Origin of the sequence: Mesorhizobium sp. M1A.F.Ca.IN.022.06.1.1 (assembly GCF_003952605.1) — a bacterium.
In the GTDB taxonomy this organism is placed as follows: domain Bacteria; phylum Pseudomonadota; class Alphaproteobacteria; order Rhizobiales; family Rhizobiaceae; genus Mesorhizobium.
The window spans coordinates 1,674,180-1,700,146 of record NZ_CP034455.1 but is presented as its reverse complement, the minus strand read 5'-3'; the positions used below and the strand labels follow the sequence as shown (position 1 = coordinate 1,700,146).

General features: G+C 64.3%; 20 protein-coding genes. 10 read left to right on the top strand and 10 right to left on the bottom strand.

Annotated features, from left to right (window positions below):
* Positions 1-29: 29 nt before the first annotated feature.
* The 6 genes from EJ078_RS08345 to EJ078_RS08320 form a co-directional block, all read right to left on the bottom strand.
* Positions 30-794: an SDR family oxidoreductase gene (locus EJ078_RS08345; protein ID WP_095801030.1), complete on the bottom strand. Its 765-nt coding sequence runs from the start codon at positions 792-794 to the stop codon at positions 30-32.
* Positions 791-2,041: an MFS transporter gene (locus EJ078_RS08340; protein WP_127215051.1), complete on the bottom strand. Its 1,251-nt coding sequence runs from the start codon at positions 2,039-2,041 to the stop codon at positions 791-793. Before EJ078_RS08340 ends, EJ078_RS08345 begins: the two co-directional genes overlap by 4 nt.
* Entirely contained in the window at positions 2,038-4,116 is a 2,079-nt protein-coding gene (locus EJ078_RS08335) for an ABC transporter ATP-binding protein (RefSeq protein ID WP_127403486.1), read from the bottom strand. The genes EJ078_RS08340 and EJ078_RS08335 overlap by 4 nt, the downstream gene beginning before the upstream one ends.
* Positions 4,113-4,994, bottom strand: a complete 882-nt coding sequence (locus EJ078_RS08330) for an ABC transporter permease (protein WP_245299494.1) — start codon at positions 4,992-4,994, stop codon at positions 4,113-4,115. The genes EJ078_RS08335 and EJ078_RS08330 overlap by 4 nt, the downstream gene beginning before the upstream one ends.
* Positions 4,991-6,004 carry an ABC transporter permease gene (locus EJ078_RS08325; protein ID WP_066989127.1) on the bottom strand — a complete coding sequence of 338 codons (1,014 nt, stop codon included), beginning with the start codon at positions 6,002-6,004 and terminating at the stop codon, positions 4,991-4,993. Before EJ078_RS08325 ends, EJ078_RS08330 begins: the two co-directional genes overlap by 4 nt.
* 77 nt (positions 6,005-6,081) lie before the next feature.
* Positions 6,082-7,755, bottom strand: a complete 1,674-nt coding sequence (locus EJ078_RS08320) for an ABC transporter substrate-binding protein (RefSeq protein ID WP_127215052.1) — start codon at positions 7,753-7,755, stop codon at positions 6,082-6,084.
* A gap of 500 nt (positions 7,756-8,255) precedes the next feature.
* On the opposite strand from EJ078_RS08320, the gene EJ078_RS08315 reads away from it, so the two are divergent.
* Together EJ078_RS08315 and hydA are read left to right on the top strand one after the other, a co-directional pair.
* On the top strand, positions 8,256-10,676 hold the full coding sequence (locus tag EJ078_RS08315) for an FAD-dependent oxidoreductase (protein WP_127215053.1): 2,421 nt from the start codon (positions 8,256-8,258) through the stop codon (positions 10,674-10,676).
* A gap of 54 nt (positions 10,677-10,730) precedes the next feature.
* A complete protein-coding gene (gene hydA, locus EJ078_RS08310) occupies positions 10,731-12,173 on the top strand; it encodes a dihydropyrimidinase (protein WP_127215054.1) in 1,443 nt (480 codons plus the stop codon).
* Between the two features lie 39 nt (positions 12,174-12,212).
* Here the strand turns inward: hydA and EJ078_RS08305 are convergent, their stop codons facing one another.
* The gene (locus EJ078_RS08305) at positions 12,213-12,818 is read right to left on the bottom strand and encodes an alpha-ketoglutarate-dependent dioxygenase AlkB (protein WP_127215057.1); all 606 of its coding nucleotides are present in this window, start codon (positions 12,816-12,818) and stop codon (positions 12,213-12,215) included.
* 93 nt (positions 12,819-12,911) lie between these two features.
* Between EJ078_RS08305 and EJ078_RS08300 the strand changes: the two genes are divergently transcribed.
* The 7 genes from EJ078_RS08300 to EJ078_RS08270 all read left to right on the top strand — a co-directional run bounded on the left by EJ078_RS08300 (position 12,912) and on the right by EJ078_RS08270 (position 21,763).
* The gene (locus EJ078_RS08300; RefSeq protein ID WP_306462664.1) at positions 12,912-13,145 is read left to right on the top strand and encodes a KTSC domain-containing protein; all 234 of its coding nucleotides are present in this window, start codon (positions 12,912-12,914) and stop codon (positions 13,143-13,145) included.
* A gap of 407 nt (positions 13,146-13,552) precedes the next feature.
* The gene (locus EJ078_RS08295) at positions 13,553-14,122 is read left to right on the top strand and encodes a (2Fe-2S)-binding protein (RefSeq protein ID WP_164750409.1); all 570 of its coding nucleotides are present in this window, start codon (positions 13,553-13,555) and stop codon (positions 14,120-14,122) included.
* 2 nt (positions 14,123-14,124) lie between these two features.
* Positions 14,125-15,147, top strand: coding sequence for a xanthine dehydrogenase family protein subunit M (locus EJ078_RS08290; RefSeq protein ID WP_208721195.1), 1,023 nt, complete (start codon positions 14,125-14,127; stop codon positions 15,145-15,147).
* A gap of 2 nt (positions 15,148-15,149) precedes the next feature.
* Complete coding sequence (locus EJ078_RS08285; RefSeq protein ID WP_127215056.1) at positions 15,150-17,429, top strand: xanthine dehydrogenase family protein molybdopterin-binding subunit; 2,280 nt, start codon at positions 15,150-15,152, stop codon at positions 17,427-17,429.
* A gap of 404 nt (positions 17,430-17,833) precedes the next feature.
* Positions 17,834-18,667 carry an S-formylglutathione hydrolase gene (fghA, locus tag EJ078_RS08280; protein WP_067328005.1) on the top strand — a complete coding sequence of 278 codons (834 nt, stop codon included), beginning with the start codon at positions 17,834-17,836 and terminating at the stop codon, positions 18,665-18,667.
* Positions 18,668-18,920: 253 nt separating this feature from the next.
* Positions 18,921-21,470 carry a caspase family protein gene (locus tag EJ078_RS08275; RefSeq protein WP_127403484.1) on the top strand — a complete coding sequence of 850 codons (2,550 nt, stop codon included), beginning with the start codon at positions 18,921-18,923 and terminating at the stop codon, positions 21,468-21,470.
* 53 nt (positions 21,471-21,523) lie between these two features.
* A complete protein-coding gene (locus tag EJ078_RS08270; protein ID WP_245457373.1) occupies positions 21,524-21,763 on the top strand; it encodes a hypothetical protein in 240 nt (79 codons plus the stop codon).
* A gap of 28 nt (positions 21,764-21,791) precedes the next feature.
* Here the strand turns inward: EJ078_RS08270 and EJ078_RS08265 are convergent, their stop codons facing one another.
* A complete protein-coding gene (locus EJ078_RS08265; protein ID WP_189413765.1) occupies positions 21,792-22,355 on the bottom strand; it encodes a hypothetical protein in 564 nt (187 codons plus the stop codon).
* Positions 22,356-22,529: 174 nt separating this feature from the next.
* On the opposite strand from EJ078_RS08265, the gene EJ078_RS08260 reads away from it, so the two are divergent.
* The gene (locus EJ078_RS08260) at positions 22,530-23,063 is read left to right on the top strand and encodes an OmpA family protein (RefSeq protein ID WP_189413772.1); all 534 of its coding nucleotides are present in this window, start codon (positions 22,530-22,532) and stop codon (positions 23,061-23,063) included.
* A gap of 54 nt (positions 23,064-23,117) precedes the next feature.
* Here the strand turns inward: EJ078_RS08260 and EJ078_RS08255 are convergent, their stop codons facing one another.
* Together EJ078_RS08255 and EJ078_RS08250 are read right to left on the bottom strand one after the other, a co-directional pair.
* Positions 23,118-25,541 carry a M23 family metallopeptidase gene (locus EJ078_RS08255; protein ID WP_127215029.1) on the bottom strand — a complete coding sequence of 808 codons (2,424 nt, stop codon included), beginning with the start codon at positions 25,539-25,541 and terminating at the stop codon, positions 23,118-23,120.
* On the bottom strand, positions 25,538-25,948 hold the full coding sequence (locus tag EJ078_RS08250; protein WP_127215028.1) for a DUF1036 domain-containing protein: 411 nt from the start codon (positions 25,946-25,948) through the stop codon (positions 25,538-25,540). Before EJ078_RS08250 ends, EJ078_RS08255 begins: the two co-directional genes overlap by 4 nt.
* Positions 25,949-25,967: the final 19 nt, after the last annotated feature.

The window sequence follows — 25,967 nt, the reverse complement described above, 5'->3', positions numbered from 1 at the left end:
TCTTGGAGCCTCCTATGCTGGAAATTGATTCAACGCACCGCATAGCCGCCATCCACCAGGAGGTCCGTGCCGGTGACGAAGGAAGCGTCGGACGAAAGCAGAAAGGCGCAGGCGGCTGCGATCTCTTCGGGCTCGGCAATTCGTCCGAGCAGATGCGCAGGTCCTAGACCCTTGTCGGCCGCCTCCAGACTGGACCAGCGCTGCAGCAGGCGGGCGGTCGCGACCGCTCCGGGCGACAGGCTGTTCACCCGGATGTTCTGATCCGCATGGTCGATCGCCATCGCCTTCGCCAAATGCACAAGCCCCGCCTTCGCCGCGCAATAGGCCACCGCCTTGCCGACGGCGACGCGCGCGAATTGCGAGCCGATGAAGACGATCGACCCGCCGCCGCTCGATGCCATCAGCGGCACCGCGAATTTGGAGATCAGGAACGCGCCGGTCAGGCTGACGTCGACTTCCAGCCGCCACTTGTCGACTGCAAGGTCGGCGACGGTGCCGTCGGTCGAGGGAGCCGCGGCGTTGTGGACCAGACCGTCCAGCCGGCCGAATGCTTGAGCTGTCGCGTCGACAGCATCTTGGACCGAGTCCGGATCGGTGACATCACAGTCGACAGCCAGAGCATTCGGCCCAAGGCTGGCGGCAAGCGCCTTCGTCGATGCTGTGTCCCGATCCGAGCAGGCGACACGGGCTCCCTCGTCGGCGCAGCGGCGCGCGATCGCCGCGCCGATGCCGCTCGCGGCGCCCGTGATCAGAACGAACTTGCCATCCAGACGGTGGGGAAGGGCGCTGTTCACGGCTCGCCTCCGCACGGCTGCGCAACCGCGACACCGACCGGGCGCCGCCGCAGATTGATGCAAGCCGCAACCGCCACCAGAATGCCGCCGGTGCCGAGCACGAACAGCATGGCCTGCGGCGCGGTACGCTCCATCAGTCCGGCGGCGAGACCCGGCGTCAGGATGTTGCCGACCGAATAGAGCAGAAGCAGCGTGCCCGAAGCCGCCACCATGTGCCGGCTGTGCATGCGCGAATTGGCGAAGGCGATGGCCACAGGATAGACCGTGAGCGCGGTTGCCCCATAGAGGAAGAACAGCAGGAAGAGCAGCGGTAGCGGTCCGCTGCCCAGCCAGGCGATAGAGGCGCATAGCGACACGGAAAGCAGTCCCTGGACAAGCAGCATGATGCGCCTGTCGAACCGGTCGGACAGCCATCCGATAGGCGTCTGCGCCAGCATGCCGGCAATGCTGACGGTCGTCACCAGGCCGACAGTGGCGGCGGCGGACAGTCCGATCTTGGCGCCGTAGATCGGCGTCAGCACGAAAATGTTCATGTTGGTGATGCCTGCCTGGAAGATGCTGACCACCGTTACCGGAGCGAGACGCAGCAACTGGACGACGCCATAGCGTTCGTCCTGCGCCGGGATATCGGCCAGGGACGGCTCGGTTTGCTCGGCGGGCAGGGCAGGCCAAGGCCTGGAGACAAACCGTGCAAGCGCCGACAAGAGCACCGTCGCCGCGCTGACGGCGAACAAATGCGGCGAATGCGCGCCGACGATCTCCAGCAGCAGCTGTCCGAACAGCACCGCGACCGCCGTCGTCAGCATGTAGATGGAGAACAGCCTGCCGCGATTGTGCTGGTCGGCATAGAGGTTGATCCAGCTTTCGCAGACAACGAACATCGCCGCCATGGCAAGGCCGCCGAGCAGTCGGAAGCAGAGCCATGCCGGCATGGAATCGGTGAGCGCGAACCCCGCGGCGGCGAGGCTTGCAAGCACGGTTATGGCGAAGAAGGCGCGCTCATGGCCGACGCGCGACACCAGCGGACGCGCGACGAGGCAGCCGATGAGAAATCCGACCGGGTAAGCGGTCAGCACCAATTGCACTTCGGAGGGGTCGATTCCCGGCGCGCTCAATGCAAGCGAGACCGCGGTGGTCAGCATGGCGCTGCCGGTGCCGGCCAGGCAGATGCGCGCCATGATCGACAGGATGGCGCGCGACCGTTCGGCCTGACGCCAGAGGCGGCCCAGTGAAGCTGGCCTCGTCATGAACGGTCGCTCGCCTCGTCCGGATGCCTGGGACTCTCCAGCGCTTCCGCCGGAATGTGGCAGGCGATCTCGTGCGTGGCGGACATCCTGCGGATCGGTGGCGGTTCCCTGTCGCAGATCGAACCCAGCTTGCGATGGCAGCGGCTGGCAAAGCGGCAGCCGCGCGGGACATCGACGGGGCTCGGCGTGTCGCCGGTCAGCGTGATGCGGTTGCGCTCTGCCCCTTCCGGTTTGGTGCTGCGGATCGCCGAGATCAGCGCCTCGGTGTACGGATGGGTCGCACCGCCGAAGATCTCCTCGACGGTGCCTTTTTCCATCACCTTGCCGAGATACATCACCACGACCTTGTCGGCGACGTGGCGCACCAGCGCCAGGTCATGGCTGATGAACAGCATCGTCGCATGCCGGGTCTTCTGGATGTCGAGCAGCAGCGTCACCACGGCCGCCTGCACGGAGACATCCAGCGCCGACACAGGCTCGTCGGCGACGATCAGCGACGGATCGGAGGCGAAGGCGCGGGCGATGGCGATGCGCTGCTTCTGCCCGCCGGACAACTGGCTCGGCCGGCGGGCGGCGAAGTCCGGCGAAAGCCGGACCATCTCCAGCAGCTCGCGCATGCGCTGGTCGATGGCCGCCTTGCCCTTGCGGATGCCGAACTTCTTCAGCGAGCGACGGATCGAGAAGCCGGCGCTGTGCGACGGATTGAGCGTCGAGTCCGGGTTCTGGAACACCATCTGGATCGATTGCAGCAGGGGCTTCGGCCGCGCGCTCGCTTCGATCGCGGCGATGTTTTCGCCAGCCATGCGGATTTCGCCCGAAGTGGCGCGGTCGAGGCCGGTGACGATACGCGCCAGGGTCGACTTGCCGCAGCCGGATTCGCCGACCAGCGCGACGATCTCGGCCTTGCCGGCCTCGAAGGATACGGCCTCATTGGCCTTCAGCGTCTTGTGGTAACCGAGGTGATAGAACTTGGTGATGTCGGAGAAAGTGATCTCGGCTGCCGGTGCCGCACTCTCGCCGGATAGCGGCGGAAGCTCGCGATGAGCCACCTCGAGTTCGGGCCAGCGCACGCAGCGCACAACATGCCGCTCGCCGACCGGTTCCAGCGTCATGCCGGGCCGGTCGCACAGGCCGGCGCGGAAACCGGCGCAGCGCGGACCAAACAGGCAGCCGCGCGGCCGCTCCGACGGCAGCGGGATATGGCCCGGAATGGCGGCAAGCGTGCGACTGTGCTTGCCGTGCCCGATATCGGGAATGCAGTCGATCAGCCCTTGCGTGTAGGGATGGCGTGGCCGGCCGAACAGCTCGCGCGTCGGCGCCTCCTCGACCAGCTCGCCGGAATACATGATGCCGACCCGGTCGCAGCTTTCGGCGATCAGACCGAGATTGTGCGAGATGAACAGCAGGCTGGTTCCATAGCGACGGCGCAGCTCGCCGATCAGATCGATCACCGCCGACTCCACCGTCACGTCGAGACCGGTGGTCGGCTCGTCGAGCAGGAGCAGCGACGGCCGCCCAAGCAGCGCCATGGCGATGACGACGCGCTGCTGCTGGCCGCCCGAAAGCTGGTGCGGATAGCGCTTCAGCATGTCGCCGGCGTCGGGCAGGCGCACGTCTTTCAGCATGGCGGCTGCCATGTCGAGCGCCTCGACGCGACTTGCGCCGAGATGGAGCATCGGCACCTCGGCAAGCTGCGCGCCGACCGTTTTGACCGGATTGAGCGCGCTCATCGGGTCCTGGTAGACCATGGCGATGCGCCGTCCGCGTATGGCGCGCAACTTGTGCGCCGGTGCGTTGACCAGTTCCTCGCCTTCAAAGCGGATACTGCCGCCGGCGACCACGCCTGTCGCACCGAGATAGCCCATGATCGCCATCGCCGTGGTGCTCTTGCCGCAGCCGGATTCGCCGACCAGCCCGAAGCTTTCGCCGGGCTTCACCTCGAAAGACAGCTTCGGCACCGCAACGATCGTCTCGGCCTTCCCGCGAAACTCGATGCGCAGATCTCGGACAGCGAGGAGCGGCGTCCCGGACGCACGCTCGCCTTTCATCGAAATTGGCTCGGCGACCATCGTCATGGCTTCCAGGCCTCCCGCAGGCCGTCGGCCAAAAGATTGAAACCCAGAACCAGGCTGACGATGGCGATTGAGGGCAGCACCGACATCAAAGGCCAGACGTTGAGCACCGTCGTGCTTTCCTTGACCATGCCGCCCCAGTCCGGGTTGGGCGGCGGCAGGCCAAGGCCAAGGAAGCCGAGAATGCCGATGGTGATGATGGTGTAGCCGATGCGCAGACAGGCATCGACGATCAGCATGCCGCGGCAGTTGGGCAACAGCTCGACAAGCATGATGTATAAAGTACTTTCGGCGCGCAGCCTTGCGGCGGCGATGTATTCCTGCTCCTTCAGGCCGAGTACCAGCCCGCGCGTTATTCGCCCGATTCCTGGCGCCGAGGCGATCGTCGTGGCGATGACGATGTTGATTATCGATGGCCCGATATTGGCGATCAGGATGACGTAGAGGACCAGCACCGGGAAGGCGAGGATGATGTCGGAAAGGCGGCTGATCACGGCATCGATCCAGCCGCCGTAATAGCCGGCGATCATGCCGAGCGTGATGCCGACGATCATGGCGACCGCGACCGAAAGCGGCGCGACGACCAGCACGGTGCGAGCGCCGAAGATCAGGCGAGACAGCTCATCGCGGCCGAGAATGTCGACGCCGAGCCAATGCGCCGCCGATGGCGTCGGGTCGGCTAGCGCCATCACATCCTGCTCGGTCGGAGAATAGAGCGGCAGCACCGGTGCGAGGATCGCCGCAAGCACCCAGAAGCCGACCAGGAACAGCCCGACCAGTGCGGTAGGCGAGCGCAGGATGCGCGCCCATTTCAGGCGTGCCCTGCCCGTTGCCTTGACGGCTGTCGCCTCCATAGCTCTTTGCTCGACCAGTGCGCTCATCGCAATCTTATGCGTGGATCGAGCAGCATGTAACCGAGATCGCCGACGAATTGCGTCGTGACCGCGATGGCGACGGTGATCAGCGTGGCCGCCTCGATGGTCGCGATGTCGCCGAAGAGGCTGGCATCGAGCAGCAGCCGACCGAAGCCGGGATAGGCGAAAACGAGCTCGGTCACCACCACGCCGCTGATCAGGAAGTTGATCTGCAGGAGCAGCACCGTGAACGGGGCGATCATCGCGTTTCGCAGGGCATGGCCGATGACGACCTGGCGTGTGCTCATTCCCTTCAGTACCGCGGTGCGGATGAAGGGCTTTTCCATCACCCCGATCATGGACACGCGGATCATGCGCGCGACATAGCCGAAATCATAGATGACGAGCACCGCCACCGGCAGCACGAGCTGCGAGGGAACGGACCAGCCGCCCTCTGTATCGAGCGGGCTGGTGCCCGGCAGCACGGGCCAGAGAATGACGAATAGGGTGACCAGAAACACGCCCGACGCGAATTCCGGGATCGAGGTGAAGGTTATGCAGATCACCGACAAGAGCCGGTCGAGCACGCCGCCTTCCTTCAGGCCGGACAGGATGCCGAAGACGATCGACAGCGGCACGATCAGCAGAAAGGCCAGCCCGGCCAGGATCGCCGTATTGCCGAGCCGGTTCCAGATGACGTCGTTGACGGGCAGCTTGTTCAGCGTCGAATAGCCGAAATTGCCGAAATACTGCGCGCCGCGCGGATCCTTGAAATTGAGCCCGGTGCTCGGGTCCTGGAGCGGATCCGGAATGATGCCGAGCAGCACGCCCGCCCAGCGCCCGTAGCGCACCAGCAGCGGATCGTCGGCCCTCAGCTTCTTGGTCAGGAAATCGACCTGCTCTTGCGTCGCGAAAGGCCCGAGCGATTTGCGCGCGACGCTGCCCGGGGTGAACTCGCAGACGGCGAATACCAGAAACGACGCCGCGACCATGGTGAGCAGCATCATCGCCAGCCGTTTCGCCACGAATATTGCCATCAGCCGGACGTTTCCGTTCTGGGTGCGAGTGGAAAGGAACGCCCGGCCGTTCTGTCGCCGGCCGGGCGCAGCGTGGTCTAGGCGGAGGCGACCGCATAATCCTTGGCGAAGATGTACTGTGATGGATGCAGTTCGAAGCCCTGCACCTTCTTGTCCATGACGGTCGAGAAGATGCGCCAGAACGGCTGCACGATCGGGCCCTCGTCCTGCATGATCAGCTCGATCTTCTCCATCACCTTGCTGCGCTCCTTCGGGTCGAGAATGCCCTCGGCCTGGGTGAGCAGCTTGTCGAATTCGGCGTTCGAGAAATGCGATTCATTCCAGGCGGCATTGGAGCGATAGGCGAGGCCGAGCGTCATGATGGCGAGCGGGCGGTGGCCCCAGGCGGTCAGGCTGAAGGGCGCGCTGGTCCACACTTCCCAGTACTGCGCGCTCGGCAGCGACTTGATGTTGGCCTTGATGCCGATGTCCTTCAACTGTTCGGCCATCGCCTGTGTCGTGTTAAGCTCCCAGATCGGGTCGGGCCGCGTCACCAAATCCAATTCGAAACCGCCGGCATGGCCGGCGTCGGCCATCAGCTTCTTCGCCTTCTCGACGTCGCGCGGCCATTTGGGCAGCGCAGCATATTCGGGGTGCGACGGCGCCACATGGTGGTCCTCGGCAGGCGTGCCGGCGCCGAGCAGGACGGTCTGGATGATCTTGTCGCGGTCGAGCGCATGGCGCATGGCCTGGCGCACGCGCTTGTCCTTGAACTGCTCGACATCGGGATGCATGCGCATGACGATGGTCTGCGTCGTCTCGACCTTGTGGACCGAGACATGCGGGAAGGCCTTCATCGAATTGATCTGCACCGCGTCGGCTTCCGACAGGCCATCGACCTGCTTGGACGCCATCGCGGCGATGCCGGCGCCGGGATTGTCGCCGAGGTCGACGAATTCAAACGTGTCGAGATGCGCAGCACCGCCCCAATAATCGGCCCGCGCCTTGTACTTCGCGCCCTTGCCGACCGTGTATTCGACCATCTCGAAGGGACCGGTGCCGTTGGCGCTCGGGCCGAAGGCGCCATTGTCCTTCGGATCGAGGATGAACATCGGATAATGGAAGAGATGTTCGGCGACCGCGATCTGCGGCGAGAACAGGTTCAGCCGCACCGTGCTGTCGTCGACCTTCTCGATCGCCTTGTCGGACCAGAGCCGGCTCGACTTCTTCGGATTGCCCTTGTCGTCCTTCTCGCCGGTATCGTACTCCTCGACGAGATAGCCGGTGAACAGGCCGAGCACCGAGGAGCCGACTTTGGGATCGCTGACACGCTTCAGGTTCCAGACCACGTCGTCGGCATTAAGCGCCCTGCCGTCACGCCATTTCACATCCTTGCGGATGTGCAGCGTCCAGGTCTTCAGGTCATCGCTGACGTCCCACTTCTCCAAGAGATAGGGGTGAGTGATGTTGTTGCGGTCGGTAAAGGTCAAATATTCGCAGACCTGGCGGATGACGTTGGATTTTTCGGCGAAGTCGGCCAGATGCGGATCCTTGATCTCCATGCAGCGCATGCCGATGCGCAAATTGCCGCCTTTCGGCAGGTCGCCGGCACGCGCTTGCGTCGCCGGGTCGATGATGCCGGCCATGGCATAGGCCGCGCCGGCCGAAAGCCCGAGCAGCGTCGACTTGCGCAAGAAGTCCCTGCGGCTGATCTCGCCGTCGTTAAGCTGATCGAGCAGTGTCGGAATATAGGGATGCGATGTCTTGTCCAAGGTCTTAACCTCCGAGTTGTCGCGATGCGCGTGCCGGACATGGCGCTTCGGCGCTGTCTTTTCGACTGATGCGGAACCGGTTTTGAAGGCCGCGGCGCGACCGCGCCGCCGGACCGTCAAGACGCATGGACGACGAGAGGCATGCCGGTCTGACCGGTCTGTATCCGCGCTCGGAATGCAGGTCCATGGCGGGTGGCTCCCATTGGTGGCGCCGCTGGTCGCGGCTGCTCAATTCCCCGCCAAAAGCTACACCCGGCCTCTATGCCTACAAACGAAGATTGATGTGGCTATGACCTCGTTTTTTTTGCTCTTAACTGCCCCGAAAAGCAGCAGCCAGCCCCAATAGCAGGCTTTACAGTCGTTTCCCGAGCTTTCTACATTGCCGGCGTTCGAAAAAGTGGGGTCATGTTGTCGGCACAAGAGCCAGCACGGACCCCTGTTGTTATCCGGCCCGTCGCCCGGCCGTCCGGCTCCGGCACACAGCCACAAGGAACACGTAAATGCGGACTCATGCCCAGGCTGTTGTGATCGGCGGCGGCCTGATCGGATGCTCGATCCTCTATCATCTGACCAAGCACGGCTGGAGCGATGTCGTGCTGTTCGAGCGCGACGAGCTCACCTCGGGCTCGACCTGGCATGCTGCGGCCAACATTCACGGCTTGCACGACTCGACCAATATCAGCCGCCTGCAGCATTACACCATGGCGCTCTACAAGGAGCTGGAGAAGGAGACTGGTCAGGGCTGCGGCATCTTCCAGCCGGGATCGCTTTATCTCGCCCAGACCGAGGCGCGTGAACATCAGCTCCGGCTGCAGGAAGCCAAAGCGCGCCGCTACAAGATGAACTTCTACGAGGTCGACCGCGCGGAGGCCGAGCGGCTGCACCCGCTCGTCGACTTCGACGGCATACGCTGCATCATGTACGAACCCGAAGGCGGCAATGTCGATCCTTCGGGCGTGACGGCCGCCTACGCGGCCGGCGCGCGCCAGCGTGGCGCCGAAATCCACCGCTTCACCGCGGTGACCGGAACGGAGCAGCAGCCGGACGGCAGCTGGATCGTGCGCACCACCAAGGGCGACGTCCGCACGCAATGGGTGGTGAACGCCGCCGGACTGTGGGCGCGTGAGGTCGGCGCGATGGCCGGGTTGGCGCTGCCCCTCATACCGACCGAGCACCAGTATTTCGTCACCGAGACCATCCCAGAGATCGCCTCGATGGGCCGGCGTCTGCCTTCGGTCGCCGACCGCGATGGCGAATATTACCTGCGTCAGGAGGGCCTCGGCCTGCTGATCGGCGCCTATGAGCGGGCGATGAAATTCTGGGCCGAGGACGGGACGCCGCAGGATTTCGGCCACGAGCTGTTCCCGGACGATCTGGAACGCATCGAGGAGAACATGATGCGCGCGATCGCCCGCGTGCCGGCGGTCGGCGCTGCCGGCGTCAAGAGGGTGATCAACGGACCGATGATCTGGTCGCCGGACAGCGCCGCGCTGTTCGGCCCGGTGCCGGAGCTGCGCAACTATTTCTGCTGCGCCGGCATCATTCCGGGCTTTTCGCAATCCGGCGGCCTCGGGCGCCTGGCGGCCGAGTGGATGATCGAGGGCGAGCCGACGCTCGACATGTTCGGCTGGGATCTCGCCCGCTTCGGCCACTGGGCGGGCAAGGCATTCGTCAAGGCGCGCGTGCAGGACCAGTACAGCCATCGCTTCAAGATCCATTTCCCAAACGAGGAGCGCGCCGCTGGACGGCCGGTGCGCACACGGCCGGCCTATTCCATGCAGAAGGAAAACGGCGCGGTGTTCGGCCTGAACTTCGGCTGGGAGCATCCGCTGTGGTTCTCGATCGACGGCGAGCCGCGCGAGGAGACGATCGGCTTCACCAGGCAGAACTGGTGGCACCCTGTCGGCCGCGAGGCGCGCATGCTGCGCGACCATGTCGGCATCATCGACATCTCCAACTTCGCCAAATACGAGGTGAAGGGGCCGGGCGCCGAGGCCTGGCTGAACGCGCTTTTCGCCAACAAGATTCCCTCGCGGGTCGGACGATCCTGCCTGACGCCGCTGATCGGCAAGCGCGGCGGCATCGCCGGCGACTTTACCGTCACCAAGCTGGCGGAGGACGAGTATCGCGTCTTCGGCTCCGGCATGGCCGAGCGCTATCATCAGCGTTTCTTCAAGATGCTGCCCTTGCCGGAGGGCACGACGTTCCGCTCGCTCACCGAGGACATGTGCGGCTTCAACGTCGCCGGGCCGAAGTCGCGCGCGGTGCTGCAGCGCCTGACCAATGACGATTTGACGACGGCGTCGTTCCCCTTCATGGCCTCGCGCCGCATCACCGTTGCCGGCCTCGATGTCATTGCGCTGCGCGTCTCCTTCACCGGCGATCTCGGCTGGGAGCTCTATTGCGAGGAGAAGGACCAGACCGCTCTTTACAACGCCCTGCTCGACGCGGCGCGTCAGGAAGGCGGCGGGCCGGTCGGCTCGCGCGCGCTGATGTCGCTCAGGGTGGAGAAGGGCTATGGCAGCTGGGGCCGCGAATACTCGCCCGAATATTGGCCGCAGGAAGTGAAGTTCGACCGCCTGATCAAGATGGATAAGGGCGACTTCCTCAACCGCGACGCCTATGCCGCGCTGGCATCGAAGCCGGCCCGCGACGAGCTGATCATGATCTCGATCGAGGCGAAGGATGCCGACGCCACGGGCGGCGAGCCGATCTTCCTTCCCGATGGCACGCCGGTCGGCCAGGTCACGTCTGGCGCCTACGGCTATCATGTCGGCATGTCGCTGGCGCTCGGCTATGTGAAGGCGGGCTCGGTGAAATCCGGCGATGCCGTCACCGTCGCGATCCTCGGCCGGCCGCACAATGCCGTGTTGCTCGAGAGGCCGCCCTTCGATCCCGATGGCAAGCGGCTGAGGGCCTGACCGGTGCTTGCCTGCCCGGTGACCCGCAACAGCACAGCGGCGTGAGCGGCACGAATGGCGCGGCGCTCGCATCAGCTGGTCGTAAAAGGCGGTAGGGTCGCTTTGGATGACGGTTGGCGGGATTGCGACGTCGGCATCGATGACGGCCGCATTGCGGCGATCGATTCAGGCCTGCAAGGTGGGCAAACCATTGACGCCGCGGGCCTGTGGGTGATGCCTGGCGGCATCGATGCCCACTGCCATCTCGACCAGCCCGTTTGGGGCGGGGCCGGTAACGCCGACGATTTTGAATCGGGCTCCATCTCGGCCGCATTCGGCGGCACGACCTGCATCGTGCCCTTCGGCATGCCGGGTCCAAATATGACCACGGTGGATGCGCTCGAACGGGCGATGGGCTGCGCGGCCGGCCGTTCCATCATCGACTACGGCCTCCATGCGGTGGTGACGATGGGGACCGGCGCCAACGTCGAGGCACAACTTAGCCAATTGGCCGGGCAAGGCATTGCTTCGGTCAAGCTTTTCATGACCTACCAGGGCTTCGCGGTCGACGACGACCTGTTCTTCACCGTGCTCGATACGGCGAGGAAGCTCGGCTGGATCGTCATGGTTCATGCCGAGAACGATGCCGCCATACGGCGCACGCGGCAGCGGCTGATCGAGCTTGGCCGCACCGAGATGCGCTATCACGCCGTGGCGCACAGCGAGATCATGGAGCGCGAGGCGACCCATCGGGCTCTGGCGCTGGCGGAGATGACCGGCACCCGCATGACCATCGTCCATGTGTCGTCGCGGCAGTCCGCCGAGGAAGTCGCGCGGGCGCGTCAGCGCGGCGTCGACGTCGCGGCCGAAACCTGCCCGCAATACATCTTCCTCGGTGCCGCGGACCTCGCCCGCCCAGGCAGGGACGCCGCCCGCTTCGTCTTTTCGCCGCCGCCGCGCACGCCGCATACCCGCGAGCATCTCTGGCGGCTGCTGGCGGACGGCGGCATCGACCTCTGGTCGTCCGATCATTCGCCCTATTATTTCGCCGACAAGATCGGCAAAGCGCCGCAGCCAGGTTTCACCACGACATTGAGCGGTATTCCGGGCCTGGAAACCAGGCTGCCGCTGCTGTTTTCCGAAGGGCTGCTGACGGGGCGCCTTTCGCTGCAGCGATATCTGGATCTGACCTCGCGCAATGCCGCCGCGATCTACGGTCTCGGCCACCGCAAGGGTCGCATCGCCCCCGGCCTGGACGCGGATCTCGCGCTCTGGGACCCGGCACGCAAGTGGACCATCAGCCACGAAATGCTGCACTCGCGCGTCGACTTTTCGCCTTACGAAGGCATGGCGGTGACGGGCAAGCCGATCACCGTGCTGCTGCGTGGTGAGCCGCTGATCGCGGGCGAAAAGCTGCAGGCGCAAGCTGGTTTCGGCGGCTTCGTCGCGCGCCGTCCGTCCGATCCGGCAAAGGCCGGCACGGCTGTGGAGGACACCACGCCATGGCTCGACCCCTGATTGGGCGACTTGGAGTATCGGCCTGGCAGAACGTCGGACTTACAGCTTGGGTCGCAAGGTCCGAAATGTGACCGAGTAGCGGTGTTCTGCGACCGGCGGAATGCTGTGCTCCCATTCGTTGCGCGCCGGACCGGCCATGAGATAGGCGGATCTCGGTTCTACCTCGATCGTCTGCCGGTCCCATGTCGCACCGTTGCTGCGGCGCAGCCGGAAACTGCAGGATGCCAGCAGGGAGACGCCTACGACGAGCTCGAAATGGGGCTTGTCGCGATGCCAGCCGATGCCCGCGCTAGGCCGGTATTCGTTGATCAGCACCTGCGAGAACTCCGACGCGGGCCGACCGGCGAAGTCGGCGACCTTGTCGCGAAGCGGCAGCAGGAAGTCGGGTATGGCCGGTGCTTCCACGACCTCGCGGCGGTCGTAGTCGTAACGCAGCCCGAAGCCGACAACCTGCCTGTTGGCTAGATGGCCGTGGAAGTCGAAGGGCTTGAACGGCAGGCCTTCGATGCAGCGCACCAACGCGCTTTCTTCGTTGCGCGTGATCAGCTCCGGCCGGTAGCGGAATCCTTCCGGCAGGCTGTTCGGGACACCGAAAAGATCTCCTTGGCGGACTTGCGCCGTGGCGCTCGATTTCGTTGACGGCATAAACCTCAGATAGGCAATTCGGCAGGTCTCGCAAGGCCCTGATCCGTCGGCAGCCGGTGCGACGGAACCCATTGACAGCTCCGGGAATTACGCATTGGCCAACGGGGCGCTCGTCATGCCTTCCACCGCCATCCGGAACATCTATTACGACCCGGCGACGTCCTTTCGGTATGGTTTGTCCCGAGCGGCGACCGCTATGACTATGAGCAGGTTGAGCCAGAGACCCACGCGGCATTCAAGGCTGCTCGGTCCAAGGGCCGGTTCTTCAACGAGTTCGTGCGCGACCGATACAGCTTCCATCTGGTGGCGCAAGGACCGCAGCATTGAACCAGAGCCCCGCTCCCATGCCCTGCTCGAAACCACCCCTCCTGTCGTTGGGCAGGGCCTGTTAGCCTTATTGCTCAGCTACGGTTCGACAACTGGAGAATTGGTATCTACCGGTGTGACTTTCGATCGGTTGTGCGAGCTTGCGCAGCGCCGGTGCGCACCGCCGCGTGGCAGTCAACCCCCCTTGCGCGGAACTTTCCTCTGCTGTCCCGGCGTGCTCTGCCTCCGACTTCCGTCGATGCTGTCACAGTCGCGTGAGCTTCCGGGCCTTCGCCTGCAAAATTCGGAACAATGCCCCCGTTGAGAGGTTAGCGCCCCATAGCCAGCCCCGATGACAGCCAGCCTGGGAGCGAGCCATGTCCCGAATTTTTGCGCCAAGCGCGACCGGCCTCAGCCGGCGAAGCTTCATGACAGCTACTGTCTCAGCCGCCGCGGCGGCGCCCTTGCTCAGCTCCCCAACGAGAGCGGAAAAACCGGCCGCGACCCGTTCCGGCTTGAGGGAAACGGTCGCGGTGTCCTTGCGCATCAACAAGCAGCCTTACGAGCTTTCGCTGGATGCCAGGACCAGCCTGCTTGACGCCCTGCGGGACCATGTCGGCCTTACCGGCACGAAAAAAGGTTGCGACCATGGGCAGTGCGGCGCCTGCACCGTTCTGGTGGACGGAAAGCGCGTGCTCTCCTGCTTGAGCTTCGCCGTGATGAACGACGGCAAGGAGGTGACGACCGTCGAAGGGCTTGCCTCGAGCGACGGCAAGCTGCATCCGATGCAGCAGGCCTTCATCGACCACGACGCGTTCCAATGCGGCTACTGCACGCCGGGTCAGATCATGTCGGCCATCGGCTGCGTCAACGAAGGCCACGCCAACTCCGAGGACGACATCCGCGAATATATGAGCGGCAATATCTGCCGCTGTGCGGCCTACCCGAACATCGTCGCCGCGGTCGTCCAGGCGCGCGATCAGGCGAGAGGAACCTGACGATGCGCCCCTTCATCTATGAACGGCCGACAGATGTCTCCACCGCGGCCGCCATCGCATCCCGCTTTACCACCGAGGACGACCAGCCGACACGGGCGAACGCGCAGTTCATCGCAGGCGGCACCAATCTTGCAGACTATATGAAACTTGGGGTGGCGGCGCCCAACCGGCTGCTGGACCTCAACCGGCTCGAAGAGCCAGGGCTGAGGCAGATCAGGGTTACCGACGACGGCGTGCGCTTCGGCGCCCTGGTGCGGATGGGCGAGGCTGCCGACCATGGCGAAGTCAAACGCCGCTATCCCGTCATTGCCGAAAGTTTGCGGCTGGCGGCAAGCGGCCAGATCCGCAACATGGCGAGTCTTGCCGGCAACATGCTGCAGCGAACGCGCTGCGAATATTTCCGCGAGTCCTCCTGGGCCTGCAACAAGCGGGTGCCGGGTTCGGGCTGCGCGGCGATGGAAGGCTTCAACCGCCAGCACGCGGTGCTGGGCGCCAGCGATGCCTGCATTGCCACCTATCACGGCGACTTTGCCCAGGCTCTGATTGCGCTCGATGCCGTTATTCGAGCCGAGGGGTCTCGCGGAGCGCGCGAAATTCCCTTTGCCAGGCTGCATCGGCTGCCCCGCGACACGCCGCATATCGAGACGGATCTGGCGGCGGACGAGATCATCACCGCCATCGAGGTGCCTGCCTTACCGTGGGCCCGGCGCTCGCGCTACCTGAAGATCCGCGACCGCGAGTCTTATGCCTTTGCGCTGGCCTCGGCGGCCGTTGCGCTCGACCTCGACGGCGACAGCGTCCGCGAGGCAAGGATTGCGCTCGGTGGGCTGGCGACGGTGCCGTGGCGCGCCGGCGAGGCCGAAGCGGCCCTGCAGGGCAAGAAGCTCGACGAGGCATCGGCAGGTGCGGCGGCGGACGCTGCCTTTGCCGGTGCCGAACCGCGCCAGCACAATGCGTTCAAGATCGAGCTCGGAAGGCGGACGCTGGTGCGCGCGCTGCTCGAAACGCGAGACATGAAGGTGTGACCATGGACCCAGCCGCTCCGAAGCCCAAGGAGAACATGGGCGAACCGCTGCCGCGCGTCGATGCGCGGCTGAAAGTCACCGGGCAAGCCCACTATCCGGCAGACCTGCCGACGGCAAACCTAGCCTATGGCGCGCTGGCCACCAGCAGCATCGCCAAGGGCAGGGTGACGAAGCTTCACCTGGACGATGCCCGTGCCGTGCCCGGCCTTCTCGACATCGTCACTTATGGCGACATGGACAAGGTCGAGAAGCCGAAATTCGGCAACGCCGGCGCGACCTCGATCGGACCGCTGCATGACAGGACGATTTTCCACGACGGCCAGATCATCGCCTTGGCCGTTGCCGAGACATTCGAGGCGGCGGAGGAGGCGGCCCAGTTGATCCGCGCCGATTACGAGGAAGAGAAGCCGTCCGCGAGTTTCGATAGTCCCGGCACCAAAACCATTCCCGCCGCCGGCAAGAGTCCGCTGTTCAAGGAGGATGTGAAAGCAGGCGATTTCGACGCCGCCTATGCAGCCGCCGCGGTCAGGATCGACGCTCGGTATTCAACGCCCACCCAGCACCACAACCCGATCGAGCTGTTCTCCACGACGGCATTTTGGCAGGGCGATCAGCTCATCGTCCACGAGCCGTCCCAGAACGTCACCGGCTGGAAGGCCAAACTTGCGAGAGAATTGAAAATCGATCCGGCCAATGTGCGCATCGTCAGTCCCTTCATCGGCGGCGCCTTCGGCTCAAAAGGACCGATGACGCCGCGCACCGCCATCGTCGCAGTAGCCGCAAAACGTCTCGGGCGTCCCGTGCGCTGCGTGACGAGCCGCATGCAGGCTTTCGGCACACAGACTTACCGGGCCGAAACCCGCCACCGCATCCGGATCGGCGCCGGCGAGGACGGCCGCATCACCGCTTTCGCGCACGAAGGATGGGAGGTGACATCGCGCCCTGATCCCTATGTTGTCGGCGGCACCTCGGCGACCGGCCGCATGTACGACTACGGCTCGGTGTTGACGCATGTGTCGCTGGTCCAGGCAGATCGCAACACGCCGGGCTACATGCGTTCGCCGCCCGAGACACCTTACGTCTACGCGCTGGAAAACGCGATGGACGAGATGGCGGTGGCGCTTGGCATGGACCCGGTCGAGTTCCGCCGCATCAATGAGCCGAAGGCGGAACCGATCGGCAAGAAGCCCTTCTCCAGCCGCTCGCTGATCCAATGCTATGAACAGGCGGCCAATGCCTTCGGCTGGGCGAAGCGGGACCCCAAGGTCGGCGCGATGCGCGACGGCGACTGGCTGATCGGCATGGGCTGCGCCACCGCCATCTACCCCACCGCGGTGGCACCATGCGCGGCGCGCGTGCGCCTGACGTCGGATGGCGATGTGCGGGTGCAATGCGGCTCGCATGAGATCGGCACCGGCGTCCGGACAGTGGCCGCCCAGATGGCCTCGGAACGTCTTGGCGTTTCGATCGACAAGGTGACCGTCGAAATGGGCGACAGCAGCCTGCCTCCGGCCCCGGTCTCAGGTGGTTCGATTTCCACCGCAAGCGTCTGCTCGGCGGTTCTGAAGGCTTGCGACGCCATCCGGGCGAAGCTCTCCGCCGGAGCCACGGCCGAAGGCGGCCCGCTTGCCGGCTCACATAACGAGGAACTGGACCTTGACGGCGGCAAGCTTGCGGCCAGGGGCGGAGCGTCCGCGAAGATCGAGGACGTCTTCAAGGCGATGCAAATTGGCGCGATCGAGGAATATGCCGAGTTTGCCCCGAAAGGCGCGACGCCTGAGGCAGTGAAGAAACTCTATGCCGGTCAGTCGGAATTCCATGGCGGCGATCAGGACGAGGACTCGGTGAAATACGCCTTCGGCGCGGAGTTCGTCGAAGTTCGCATCAACAGCTGTACTCGGGAAATCCGTGTGCCGCGCATCGTCGGCGCTTTCGCGGCCGGCCGCATCATGAACACGCGCACCGCGCGCAGCCAGCTGATGGGCGGCATGATCTGGGGCATCGGCCAGGCGCTGCATGAAGCGACCGAGGTCGACAGGCGCTATGCCCGCTACGTCAACCGCGACCTGCAGGATTACCTCGTGCCGGTCAACGCCGACATCAGGGACCTGCAGGTGATCCTGGTCCCGGAGGTAGACCACGCCGTCAATCCGGCCGGCGTCAAAGGCTTGGGCGAACTCGGCAATGTCGGCACCGCCGCCGCCGTTGCCAGCGCGGTCTACCACGCGACGGGCAAGCGCATCCGCGATCTGCCGATCAGGATCGACCAGCTTATCGCTTGACGATGCGGCGAGCGGCAGCGCACCGCGATCTGCTCATCAATCCGCTGATTGCCGAGCCGCCGGTGCAATGCGAGCACCCCCACCCGCATTGCACCGTCGGATAGCTTCCGTTCACAACCCGTCGAATTTTCCCTGCCCGCTTGCCAGCGAGCACCCCGCTTCGGTTTCGGCGAAGCAAAGGACAGAAAAGACTTCTTTTTGCGATCCGGCCCGGATGTTCTCTTGCCGACCCTAGAACACGCGAACGCTCGCCTGGGAGGCGACGCATAACGAGAGCGGCTCGAAATGTCCGCCCTTCCGCCGTTCGATCGCGCATCTGCGCCGTTTTGGCGAGGTGCAAGGTTGCGGGCGCCGGGTCCGGCAGCTATGTCGGGCCGGACATTCCCGGCGAGAAGGCAGAACCGATGAACGTCCTTTCCACGTCCAAATCGCACGGCGGCATCCAGGGCGTCTATTCGCACGCGTCGGAAGTCTGTGCTTGCGACATGACCTTTGCCGTCTTCGTGCCACCCCAGGCGAAGGACGGGCCTTTGCCGGTTTTGTGGTATCTCTCGGGGCTCACCTGCACCCATGCCAATGTCATGGACAAGGGCGAATACCGGCGCTTGGCGGCCGAGCTTGGACTCGTCGTCGTCTGCCCTGACACCAGCCCGCGCGGTCCGGACGTTCCCGATGAGAAGGACAATTGGCAGTTCGGCTGCGGCGCCGGCTTCTACGTCGATGCCACGCAAGCGCCCTACGCGAAGAACTATCGCATGTACTCCTACGTCACTGAGGAATTGCCGGCGCTCGTCGCCGCCAATTTCCCGGTCGACGTGTCGCGCCAGTCGATCTTCGGCCATTCGATGGGCGGGCACGGCGCGCTGACCATCGCGCTAAAGAACCCTGAGCGCTTCCGGAGCTGCTCGGCCTTCGCGCCGATCGTGCAGCCGACGACGGCGGGCTGGTCGCGGCCGGCGCTGGAAAAATATCTGGGATCAGACGAAAAGAGCTGGCGCGCCTGTGACGCCACGCTGCTCATCGAGGACGGCCATCGTTACGGCGAACTGCTCGTCGACCAGGGCAGCGCCGACGGCTTCCTCCAGGATGGTCTTCGTCCCTGGCTGCTCGAAGAGGCGTGCAAAAAGGCAGGCATCGCGCTGACGCTGCGCATGCAGGAGGGCTACGATCATTCCTACAATTTCATCTCGACCTTCATGGACGATCATTTGAAGTGGCACGCCGCGCGGCTGGCATAGGCAGCGCAAACGCCCGGCAGCCCTGAACCGGAAGTTGGATGGCCGCGACGCAAATCCGGCGATCCAACGCGTCTTGTCATTGCGGTGAATAGGTCTCTGGAGTAATTTAGAACTTGGTTGGATGAGACGCATGCCCGCTGTCGTTATGCATGCGGTCTGCTCTGGTCCCGGCAGATTGTGAACTCTTTAACAGACCTCGGCGCCGCAAGCTGCGTTCCTGTGGCCGACAGGTCATAGCAGTTAAGGATTTGCCATGCTGCGATGCTGCGCGTTCCTTGCAGCCCTGGTTCTCGTGAGCTTCACGGCCTTCGAAGCTCATGCGGAGCGCAGGGTCGCCTTTGTGATCGGCAATTCCGAATACCGCGACATCCCGGCTCTCAAGAACCCGGACAAGGATGCCGAGGATGTGTCGAACACATTCCGCCTGGCCGGCTTCGACGTGTTCGTCGCCAAGGATCTCACCAAGCTTCGGTTCGAGGAGCAATTCCGCAACTATCTCGCCGCGGCGGACGGTGCCGATCTCGCCGTCGTCTACTATTCGGGCCACGGTTTTCAGATCGGCGGCGAGAATTTCCTCATCCCGGTCGATGCCTCGCTAAAGGCCGCGGCCGACATCGAGGTCCAGGCGATCAAGCTCGACGACGTACTGGAGCAGCTGCGGGCGAAATCGAAGATCCAGGTGATCATCCTCGATGCCTGCCGCAACAATCCGTTCCCGCGCAAGGACTATTGGTTGCGGGACCAGCTGATTGCCGCGGGCGGCACCGGACTTGCGCAGGTGAAGAGCTCGCTGAACACGCTGATTGCCTTCGCCACCGAGCCGGGAGCCGTCGCCTATGACGGAGCGGATGATCTCAGCCCGTTCTCGTCCGCCTTCTCGCGCCGGGCGCTGGCGCCCAACCAGGAGATCCGCACGGTGATGGCGGCGGTTCGCCGCGACGTGGTCAAAGCCACCGATGGCAAGCAGGTTCCTTGGGAGAATTCGTCGCTGATCGACGAGGTGGTGCTGATGCGCCGCGCCAGTCGACCGGCACTGCCGCCGGTGCTGGAAAAGGTCGTGCCGTCGGGCGTCGGACCGGTGGCGCTTGACCTGCCGGAGCCGGTCGATGTCGACGGCGGCGCGGTCACCGTCAGCATCGAAAGGCCGCCGGCGCTTGGACGCCTGACGCTGGACGGCAAGCCTGTCGCTGTCGGCCAGCCGATTGCGGGCAAGGATCTGCCGCGTCTTAAGATGGACGTGCCGAAAGGATCCGGCGCGCAGGAAGAGGTCGACATGCTGGCCTATGCCACGCATGACAATTGGGGCGGTCAATCCCAAGGTATCCTGGTGTTTCGGGTCAAGAACGGGAACGCGGCCGAAGGGCAGCAGCTCATGGCTTCGCTCGAGGCCGAGCAGGAGCAGCAGGTGCTGGAGCGCGGCATTCACATCACCGGCGCCGCCGAGGCGATCGAGAACCGTGACGTAACCGTCCCGGTCGGTGTCGGCCCTGTGCCGCTGAAGCTCGTTTTTCCGACCAAGGATCCCACCGTCAGCGTGAAGCTTGCAAGCTATCCGGCAACGGGAACGCTGTCGCTGCCGGACCGGACCTTGTCTCCGGATTCAAGCCTGATGGCCGATGAAGTCGACCACTTGCGCTACGAACCCCAGATCGGCGCCGTCAAGCCGCTGAGCGTCGGCTTCGAAATAAGGGCCGACAACACGCCGTCGAAGCCGGCGACGATGAAACTGTCGCCAAGCGTCGACGCCTGTGACAGGGAGGCCGGCGAGCCTCTCGACCTGCAGGGCGTCGTCCCCGGCCTGCTGCCGAACGAAATCAGCAGCAACGCCGTGGATGTCTGCCGGGCAGCGGTGAAAGCCTATCCCGACGTCGCCCGCTTCCGCTACCAGCTCGGGCGTGCGCTGCTTGTTGCCGGCAAGGTCGACGAGGCCAAGAAGGCGATCCAGGAGGCTGCCGACATGGGGCATGTCCGGGCGGTGTTCGAGCTTGGCTATCTCAACGCCACGGGAACGGGAATGCCCGTCAATCGCAAGCAGGCCAATACCTTCTATGCCGCAGCGTCCGACAAGGGCGATCCGTATGGAATGACCTCGTGGGGTCGCGCTTTGTTCAACGGCTATGGCGTCGATCGTGATGCCACCAAGGGCCTGGACCTGCTGCTCAAAGCGGCGGCGATGGGGCACACTTATGCCATGAACGACCTCGCCGCGATTTTTACGGAAGGTCGTAACGGCGTACCTGCCGATCCGGCTCGCGCCGTGGCCTTCCTCAAAGCGGGCGTCGAACGGCAGGACATGTATTCGATGAACCTGCTCGGCCGAAATTATCTCGCCGGCACTGGGGTTGAGAAGGATCCCAAGAGCGCGCTCGAACTCTTCCAGAAATCCATGGATCTCGGCCAACCCTACGCTCCCGGCAGCTTGGCGCGTATGTACAGGGACGGTGTCGGTGTGCAGCAGGACCTTGCTGAGGCGCAACGCCTTTTCGAGGTAGCGACCGACCGCGGTGATCAGTCGGCCGCATATGATCGCGCGGCTCTGGAACTGCAGCGGGGCGACAAGGCGGACCAGCCTCTCGCCGTACGTTACCTTGCTTTCGCGGCCGCGCTCGATCTCCGCAACGAGTTGCCGAATGCCAAGGCGACGTTGGCCAAATTTGGAACGAAGGCGAAAACGGCCGCGCTCAAGAAGTTGCGCGGAGAACTCAAGTCGAAGATCGCCGCGAACGGTTCGATGGACGACCAACTGATCAAGGTGGCGCGAGCGGTCTGGGAACAGGCCAATCCGCGCCGGGATTTGTTCTGAGCAACAGGGAGGCAATTGTGGGCAGGGCATTGAAGCAAGCACTCATTGGAACAATGTTATCCGGCGTCCTCGCGACGCTCATGGGCTGCACGTCCCTGTTGCCCAAATCCGAGCCGACGCCGGTAGCCGCGCGGCCTCAGCCGACGGTGACCAGCACGACAACCGCGCCGACGGTCGTCAAGCAGAAGAAGGCGGCCTTCAAGAAGGTGACCAAGCCGGTTGAAGAGGAGCCCAAGCCTGTCGTGGCCCCGCCGTTGGGCGGTGGGGCTGGTGGCGGTGGCGGCTGGGGTTGATAACATTGAGGGGCGGCCAGTCGCAAGCCTAGGCATCGGCCGGTTGCTGCTGCGCCTCCATCTCCGCCATCTCGATGCCCATTTCGACGAAGGCTGAAAGCACGGCAAACCGGTCCGCGAGCGATACCCGCGCAAGGCCCGCCAGTATCCCCGCGCTGACGGCATGGGCGGTCGGAAATCCGGCTGTCGCCTGATCGATGGCCGAGCCGCCGTCGCGCCCGCCTGCTGCCAAAGCGATCCAGGAAACCGGCGTCGCGGGCGGCACCTCCACGGCCTGGGCCACCGCCTCGCGATGGTCGGGATTGCCGGGTTCGCCGACCCAGTCGCCCACGAGCGCCAGCAATTCGAGATCCTTGTCGCCGAGGAGCTCGGCAAGGTTGCTTAGGCACTCATGCGCCCACCAGATCGCAGGGCGCTCGGGCAGCAGATAGGCGCAGAAGGTGATTGCTTCCTCCGGCACGCGCCCGGCGAGCAGCGCGCGGCAAAACTCGATCGAGGGCTGGTCTGTCGGGACCGCTTTCATGTCCCGGGCAATGGCGGGGCAAGCGCTGAAGAGATCCCGCGCCGTCCTGAACTGGAGCCCCCTCGCCATGGCTGCCACGCCCTTATTAGGAATAGGGATACTGAAGCCCCGGCGGAGGCGCTGGTCAAGCGTTAGCTTTAGCAAATGACGGGCGCACGCAGCGTGTGTTTGTTCACAGACAATCGGCGCGAGATTTGCTATCGTCCGCCGCAGCGAAATCCGCTCAAACAGGGAGTAACGGTCATGCGGTGGGCCAGTTCAGCCGTTGCATTGGCGGCCGTGCTTTTTTCGACGCACGTTTCCGCTGATCCGCTTCAGAAATCCGAAGACATCGTGAAGTTCTTCACCGGCGCGGGCAATCTCGGCGCGACGCGCGGCATTTGCGTCGGCACTGAAGAAGAGTGCAAGAGCAAGAACGACCAGACCGCGGCCCCCACCAAAACCGGGCTCGACATGATGATCAATTTCGCGCTGGATTCGGCCCAGCTCGACCAGACCGCGCGCACCGAGCTCGACGAGTTCGCCAAGGCGCTGAAAGACAACCGGCTGAGTTCGTTCAGCTTCGTTGTCGAAGGCCACACCGATGCTTCGGGTTCGGATCGCTACAATCAGGAGCTGTCGCAGCGCAGGGCGAAATCGGTTGCCGCATTCCTGACTGCGAACGGCGTACAGGCCACCCGGCTCGAAGCGATTGGTCTCGGCAAGTCGCACCCGCGCGTCGCCAATCCCTACGATCCGGTCAACCGCCGGGTCGAGATGCGGATCAGGACGGAATAAGCCGCACGAATCACTCACGCTGCGAACAGCGATCGACGGTAGCGCGACAGGGCCTCAGAGGGTGGTCTGGATCGAGCTCATCAGAGCCGTGACGGCCTGCTTGTATTTCTCGAACTCCGGCGATGTCTGTCGGACCTGGGTCGTGGTCGTCTGCTGGTTCTGATCGGACGACGCCAAGCGGGTCACCTTCTGACCCATTTTCCGCTCGGCCCAGTCGACGACGTAGCTGGTGGTCTTGCCGGTAAGGAAAGGGTTGGCCTGGATCACGGCGGAGCCGAGCACTGCGCTCAATTGCGCCGAGCCGGGCGCCGCCAGCACCTGGGCAGCACCCTCCATGCCCAGGAAATGGCAGAGATAGAGCCGCCCGGCGGTGATCTGGTGGCCGCGGGCGCGAAGATAGGCTTCGCCCTCGCGCGCCAGATTACGCACCATCTCGCGCGACAATGTGGCATCGTAGCGGAGCGCGAGCAGGTCGGCGGTCGACAGCGAGCGGGCGAGATCGGGCCGATAGGTATTCATCATCCGAATCCAGGTCTTGGTGATGAACTGACCGGCACCGGTCGCCGAGGAGAGCGGGTTCTTGGCTCGCGCTTTGCCGCCGCTTTCGACATGGACGATGCGGTCGGTCAGCGTCTCGACGGCAGCATCGCCGTAGCCGCCGCCGGCGCCGCCGGAAGCATAGGTGGCGACCGTGGTGACCGTACCCAGCGGATCGATCGCCTGGCCGCTCTGGTAGAGCTCGAAATGCAGGTGCGGGCCGGTCGAAAGTCCGGTGGTGCCGATATAGCCGATGACGTCGCCGGCCTTCATCTTGGTGCCGACGCCGCTCGCGATGGCGAATTTCTGCATATGCGCGTAGCGCGTCTCGCGCCCGTTGGCATGAGTAATCTTCACCAGATTGCCATAGCTGCCGCCATCGCCCTGGAAGGTGATTTCGCCGTCGAAGGCGGCCATGATCGGCGTGCCGACCGGCGCGGCCCAGTCGACGCCTTTATGGATACGAACGGTGCCCAGGATCGGGTGTTTGCGCGGGCCGAACGTCGAGGTCATCACCCCGCTCACCGGCGTGACCATGCCGTTGGTGACGCTGAGCGAGCGAACCTCGTCATTGCCCGTCACGCACGCATACTGGCCATCGCTCTGCTGGAAGACGAAACAGTCGAGCGTCTTCTCCGTGCCCTGAACGCCGACATAGAGGACCCGTCCTGAGATTTCGCCCTGGCCGCGCGGCGTCTGCGAGTAGATCAGCACCAGCCGCTGGTCCTCGCTGGCGAAGGCGTCGAGATCCTGTCCTCGCGACAGATACATGATGGCCTCTCCGATCACGCTGGTCGGAACCTTGTTGCGGGCGGCCGTCGAATATATCGCATCGAGCAGGCGATATTGGCGCTTGGGCCCGCCTTCGTCGGATGCGCCTGAATAGTTGAAAAGGTCCTCCCGCACCCACGGGTCGACGCCCGACACGAACGCGCCCGCAGCATTGCGCGTCAGCGTGCCGACATAGACATTCCTGGCGTAGATCGAGACCTGCATAAGCGACATGGTGGTGGTCTCGCGGTTCGGCCTGAATCCGCGCATCGCCACGACAAAGCCCGCCCCCAGCCCGTCACGGTTGAACAGCGTCTTCAGCGCTTCGCCCGCCAGCTTCGCGTCGTCGGCGGAGAAATGCGCATCGGCGACGACGCTGTCCAGGCTGCGGTCGTTGAGGATTTTTACGAATGTGTCCTCGGTCGCCTCGAAGCGCTGGTATTCGCTGCTGACGGTCGCAACGGTCGTGTTGTTCTCGATCTGGGTCTTCTTGAAAGCGGGAAGGGCGGCCTCGCCCTGGTCGACGGTCTCGCTCCAGCCCGCTTCCGGATCATCGGCATCCGCCTTGGGCGCTGAACTGGCAGGAGCTTCGCTCTCGTCGGGTGCGGCCTGAAGGTCGTTCTCAAGATCGCCTTGCTGGTCGTCGGCTGCGCCCGGAGCGAGGGGGGCGGCTTGCCGATCCTGCGGCGCCGTTGCAGGAGATTTCGGCGCGGTCTGCCGCTGCGCCTGGAAGAAGGCGAAATCCTCCTGCGTCGAGGGGATCGTCGTCATGAATTTTTCGCTGGCGCTCAACATTACATCGGACAGGATTTCGATCTGCGGCGAGGCGCCGGAACTGTCGAGCTCGGCCGGGCGCGCGACGGTCTTGCCCTTGGCCGTGTCGGCATCGGGCGCCAGCGTGATCCACATCGGATCGCCGGCGAGGTCGATGATGGCCGGCACATAGACCGAAGCGTCGGGCGGCACGTCATCCATCCCCTCGACCGGATGCAGTTCCTCGTCCTCGTCGCCGAAGGACCAGTAATCGCGTGTGAGGTAGAAACCCGTGGCTGTCGAGACGAGGACGAGTGCCGCAACGCCGGAAAGAATCCAGCGCCACAGCTTGCGTCGGCGCTCGGCAAGGCGCGCCTGCTTCTTCAGTTTGAAGCTCGTGTCGATGCTGTGCGTCACGGGCCGTTCCCGCTCAGGAAATAGGTCCAGCGCACCTGCTCCTGCGTGTCGACCTCAACGAAGCGCGCCGCGATATGGCCGCGCTGCCAGCATTCGTCGATGCCGCGGATCGAGAAGCGGCGCCGGTCGATGCACATCTCGATCGATCCGGTGAGGATCGCATGGCCGAAGACGTCCGTGGCATAGATGTAGATGTAGCGGTTGGTCAGCTCCTCGCGGATGACGTTGACGCATTGGTTGGCGCCGATCGTCCACCAGCCGTCGGTCTGGTCGGCATCGTCGACCTTCTGTCCAACGGCGAGGTTGACGACGTCGAGCGTCTGGTTGCAGACGGTGAATTCGGCATGTGCCTTGTTGACGGATAGCATGGAGAGCAAAGCCATGCCGGCAAGCGCAGCAAGCTTCATGCGGCCGATGCGATCAGCA

Excerpts from the sequence above, each read along its gene's own strand:
- EJ078_RS08340 (WP_127215051.1), bottom strand. The coding sequence starts at position 2,041 with ATGACGAGGCCAGCTTCACTGGGCCGCCTCTGGCGTCAGGCCGAACGG.
- EJ078_RS08335 (WP_127403486.1), bottom strand. The coding sequence starts at position 4,116 with ATGACGATGGTCGCCGAGCCAATTTCGATGAAAGGCGAGCGTGCGTCC.
- EJ078_RS08330 (WP_245299494.1), bottom strand. The coding sequence starts at position 4,994 with ATGAGCGCACTGGTCGAGCAAAGAGCTATGGAGGCGACAGCCGTCAAG.
- EJ078_RS08325 (WP_066989127.1), bottom strand. The coding sequence starts at position 6,004 with ATGGCAATATTCGTGGCGAAACGGCTGGCGATGATGCTGCTCACCATG.
- EJ078_RS08315 (WP_127215053.1), top strand. The coding sequence starts at position 8,256 with ATGCGGACTCATGCCCAGGCTGTTGTGATCGGCGGCGGCCTGATCGGA.
- hydA (WP_127215054.1), top strand. The coding sequence starts at position 10,731 with ATGGCGCGGCGCTCGCATCAGCTGGTCGTAAAAGGCGGTAGGGTCGCT.
- EJ078_RS08305 (WP_127215057.1), bottom strand. The coding sequence starts at position 12,818 with ATGCCGTCAACGAAATCGAGCGCCACGGCGCAAGTCCGCCAAGGAGAT.
- EJ078_RS08295 (WP_164750409.1), top strand. The coding sequence starts at position 13,553 with ATGACAGCTACTGTCTCAGCCGCCGCGGCGGCGCCCTTGCTCAGCTCC.
- EJ078_RS08290 (WP_208721195.1), top strand. The coding sequence starts at position 14,125 with ATGCGCCCCTTCATCTATGAACGGCCGACAGATGTCTCCACCGCGGCC.
- EJ078_RS08285 (WP_127215056.1), top strand. The coding sequence starts at position 15,150 with ATGGACCCAGCCGCTCCGAAGCCCAAGGAGAACATGGGCGAACCGCTG.
- fghA (WP_067328005.1), top strand. The coding sequence starts at position 17,834 with ATGAACGTCCTTTCCACGTCCAAATCGCACGGCGGCATCCAGGGCGTC.
- EJ078_RS08275 (WP_127403484.1), top strand. The coding sequence starts at position 18,921 with ATGCTGCGATGCTGCGCGTTCCTTGCAGCCCTGGTTCTCGTGAGCTTC.
- EJ078_RS08270 (WP_245457373.1), top strand. The coding sequence starts at position 21,524 with ATGTTATCCGGCGTCCTCGCGACGCTCATGGGCTGCACGTCCCTGTTG.
- EJ078_RS08265 (WP_189413765.1), bottom strand. The coding sequence starts at position 22,355 with ATGGCGAGGGGGCTCCAGTTCAGGACGGCGCGGGATCTCTTCAGCGCT.
- EJ078_RS08260 (WP_189413772.1), top strand. The coding sequence starts at position 22,530 with ATGCGGTGGGCCAGTTCAGCCGTTGCATTGGCGGCCGTGCTTTTTTCG.
- EJ078_RS08250 (WP_127215028.1), bottom strand. The coding sequence starts at position 25,948 with ATGAAGCTTGCTGCGCTTGCCGGCATGGCTTTGCTCTCCATGCTATCC.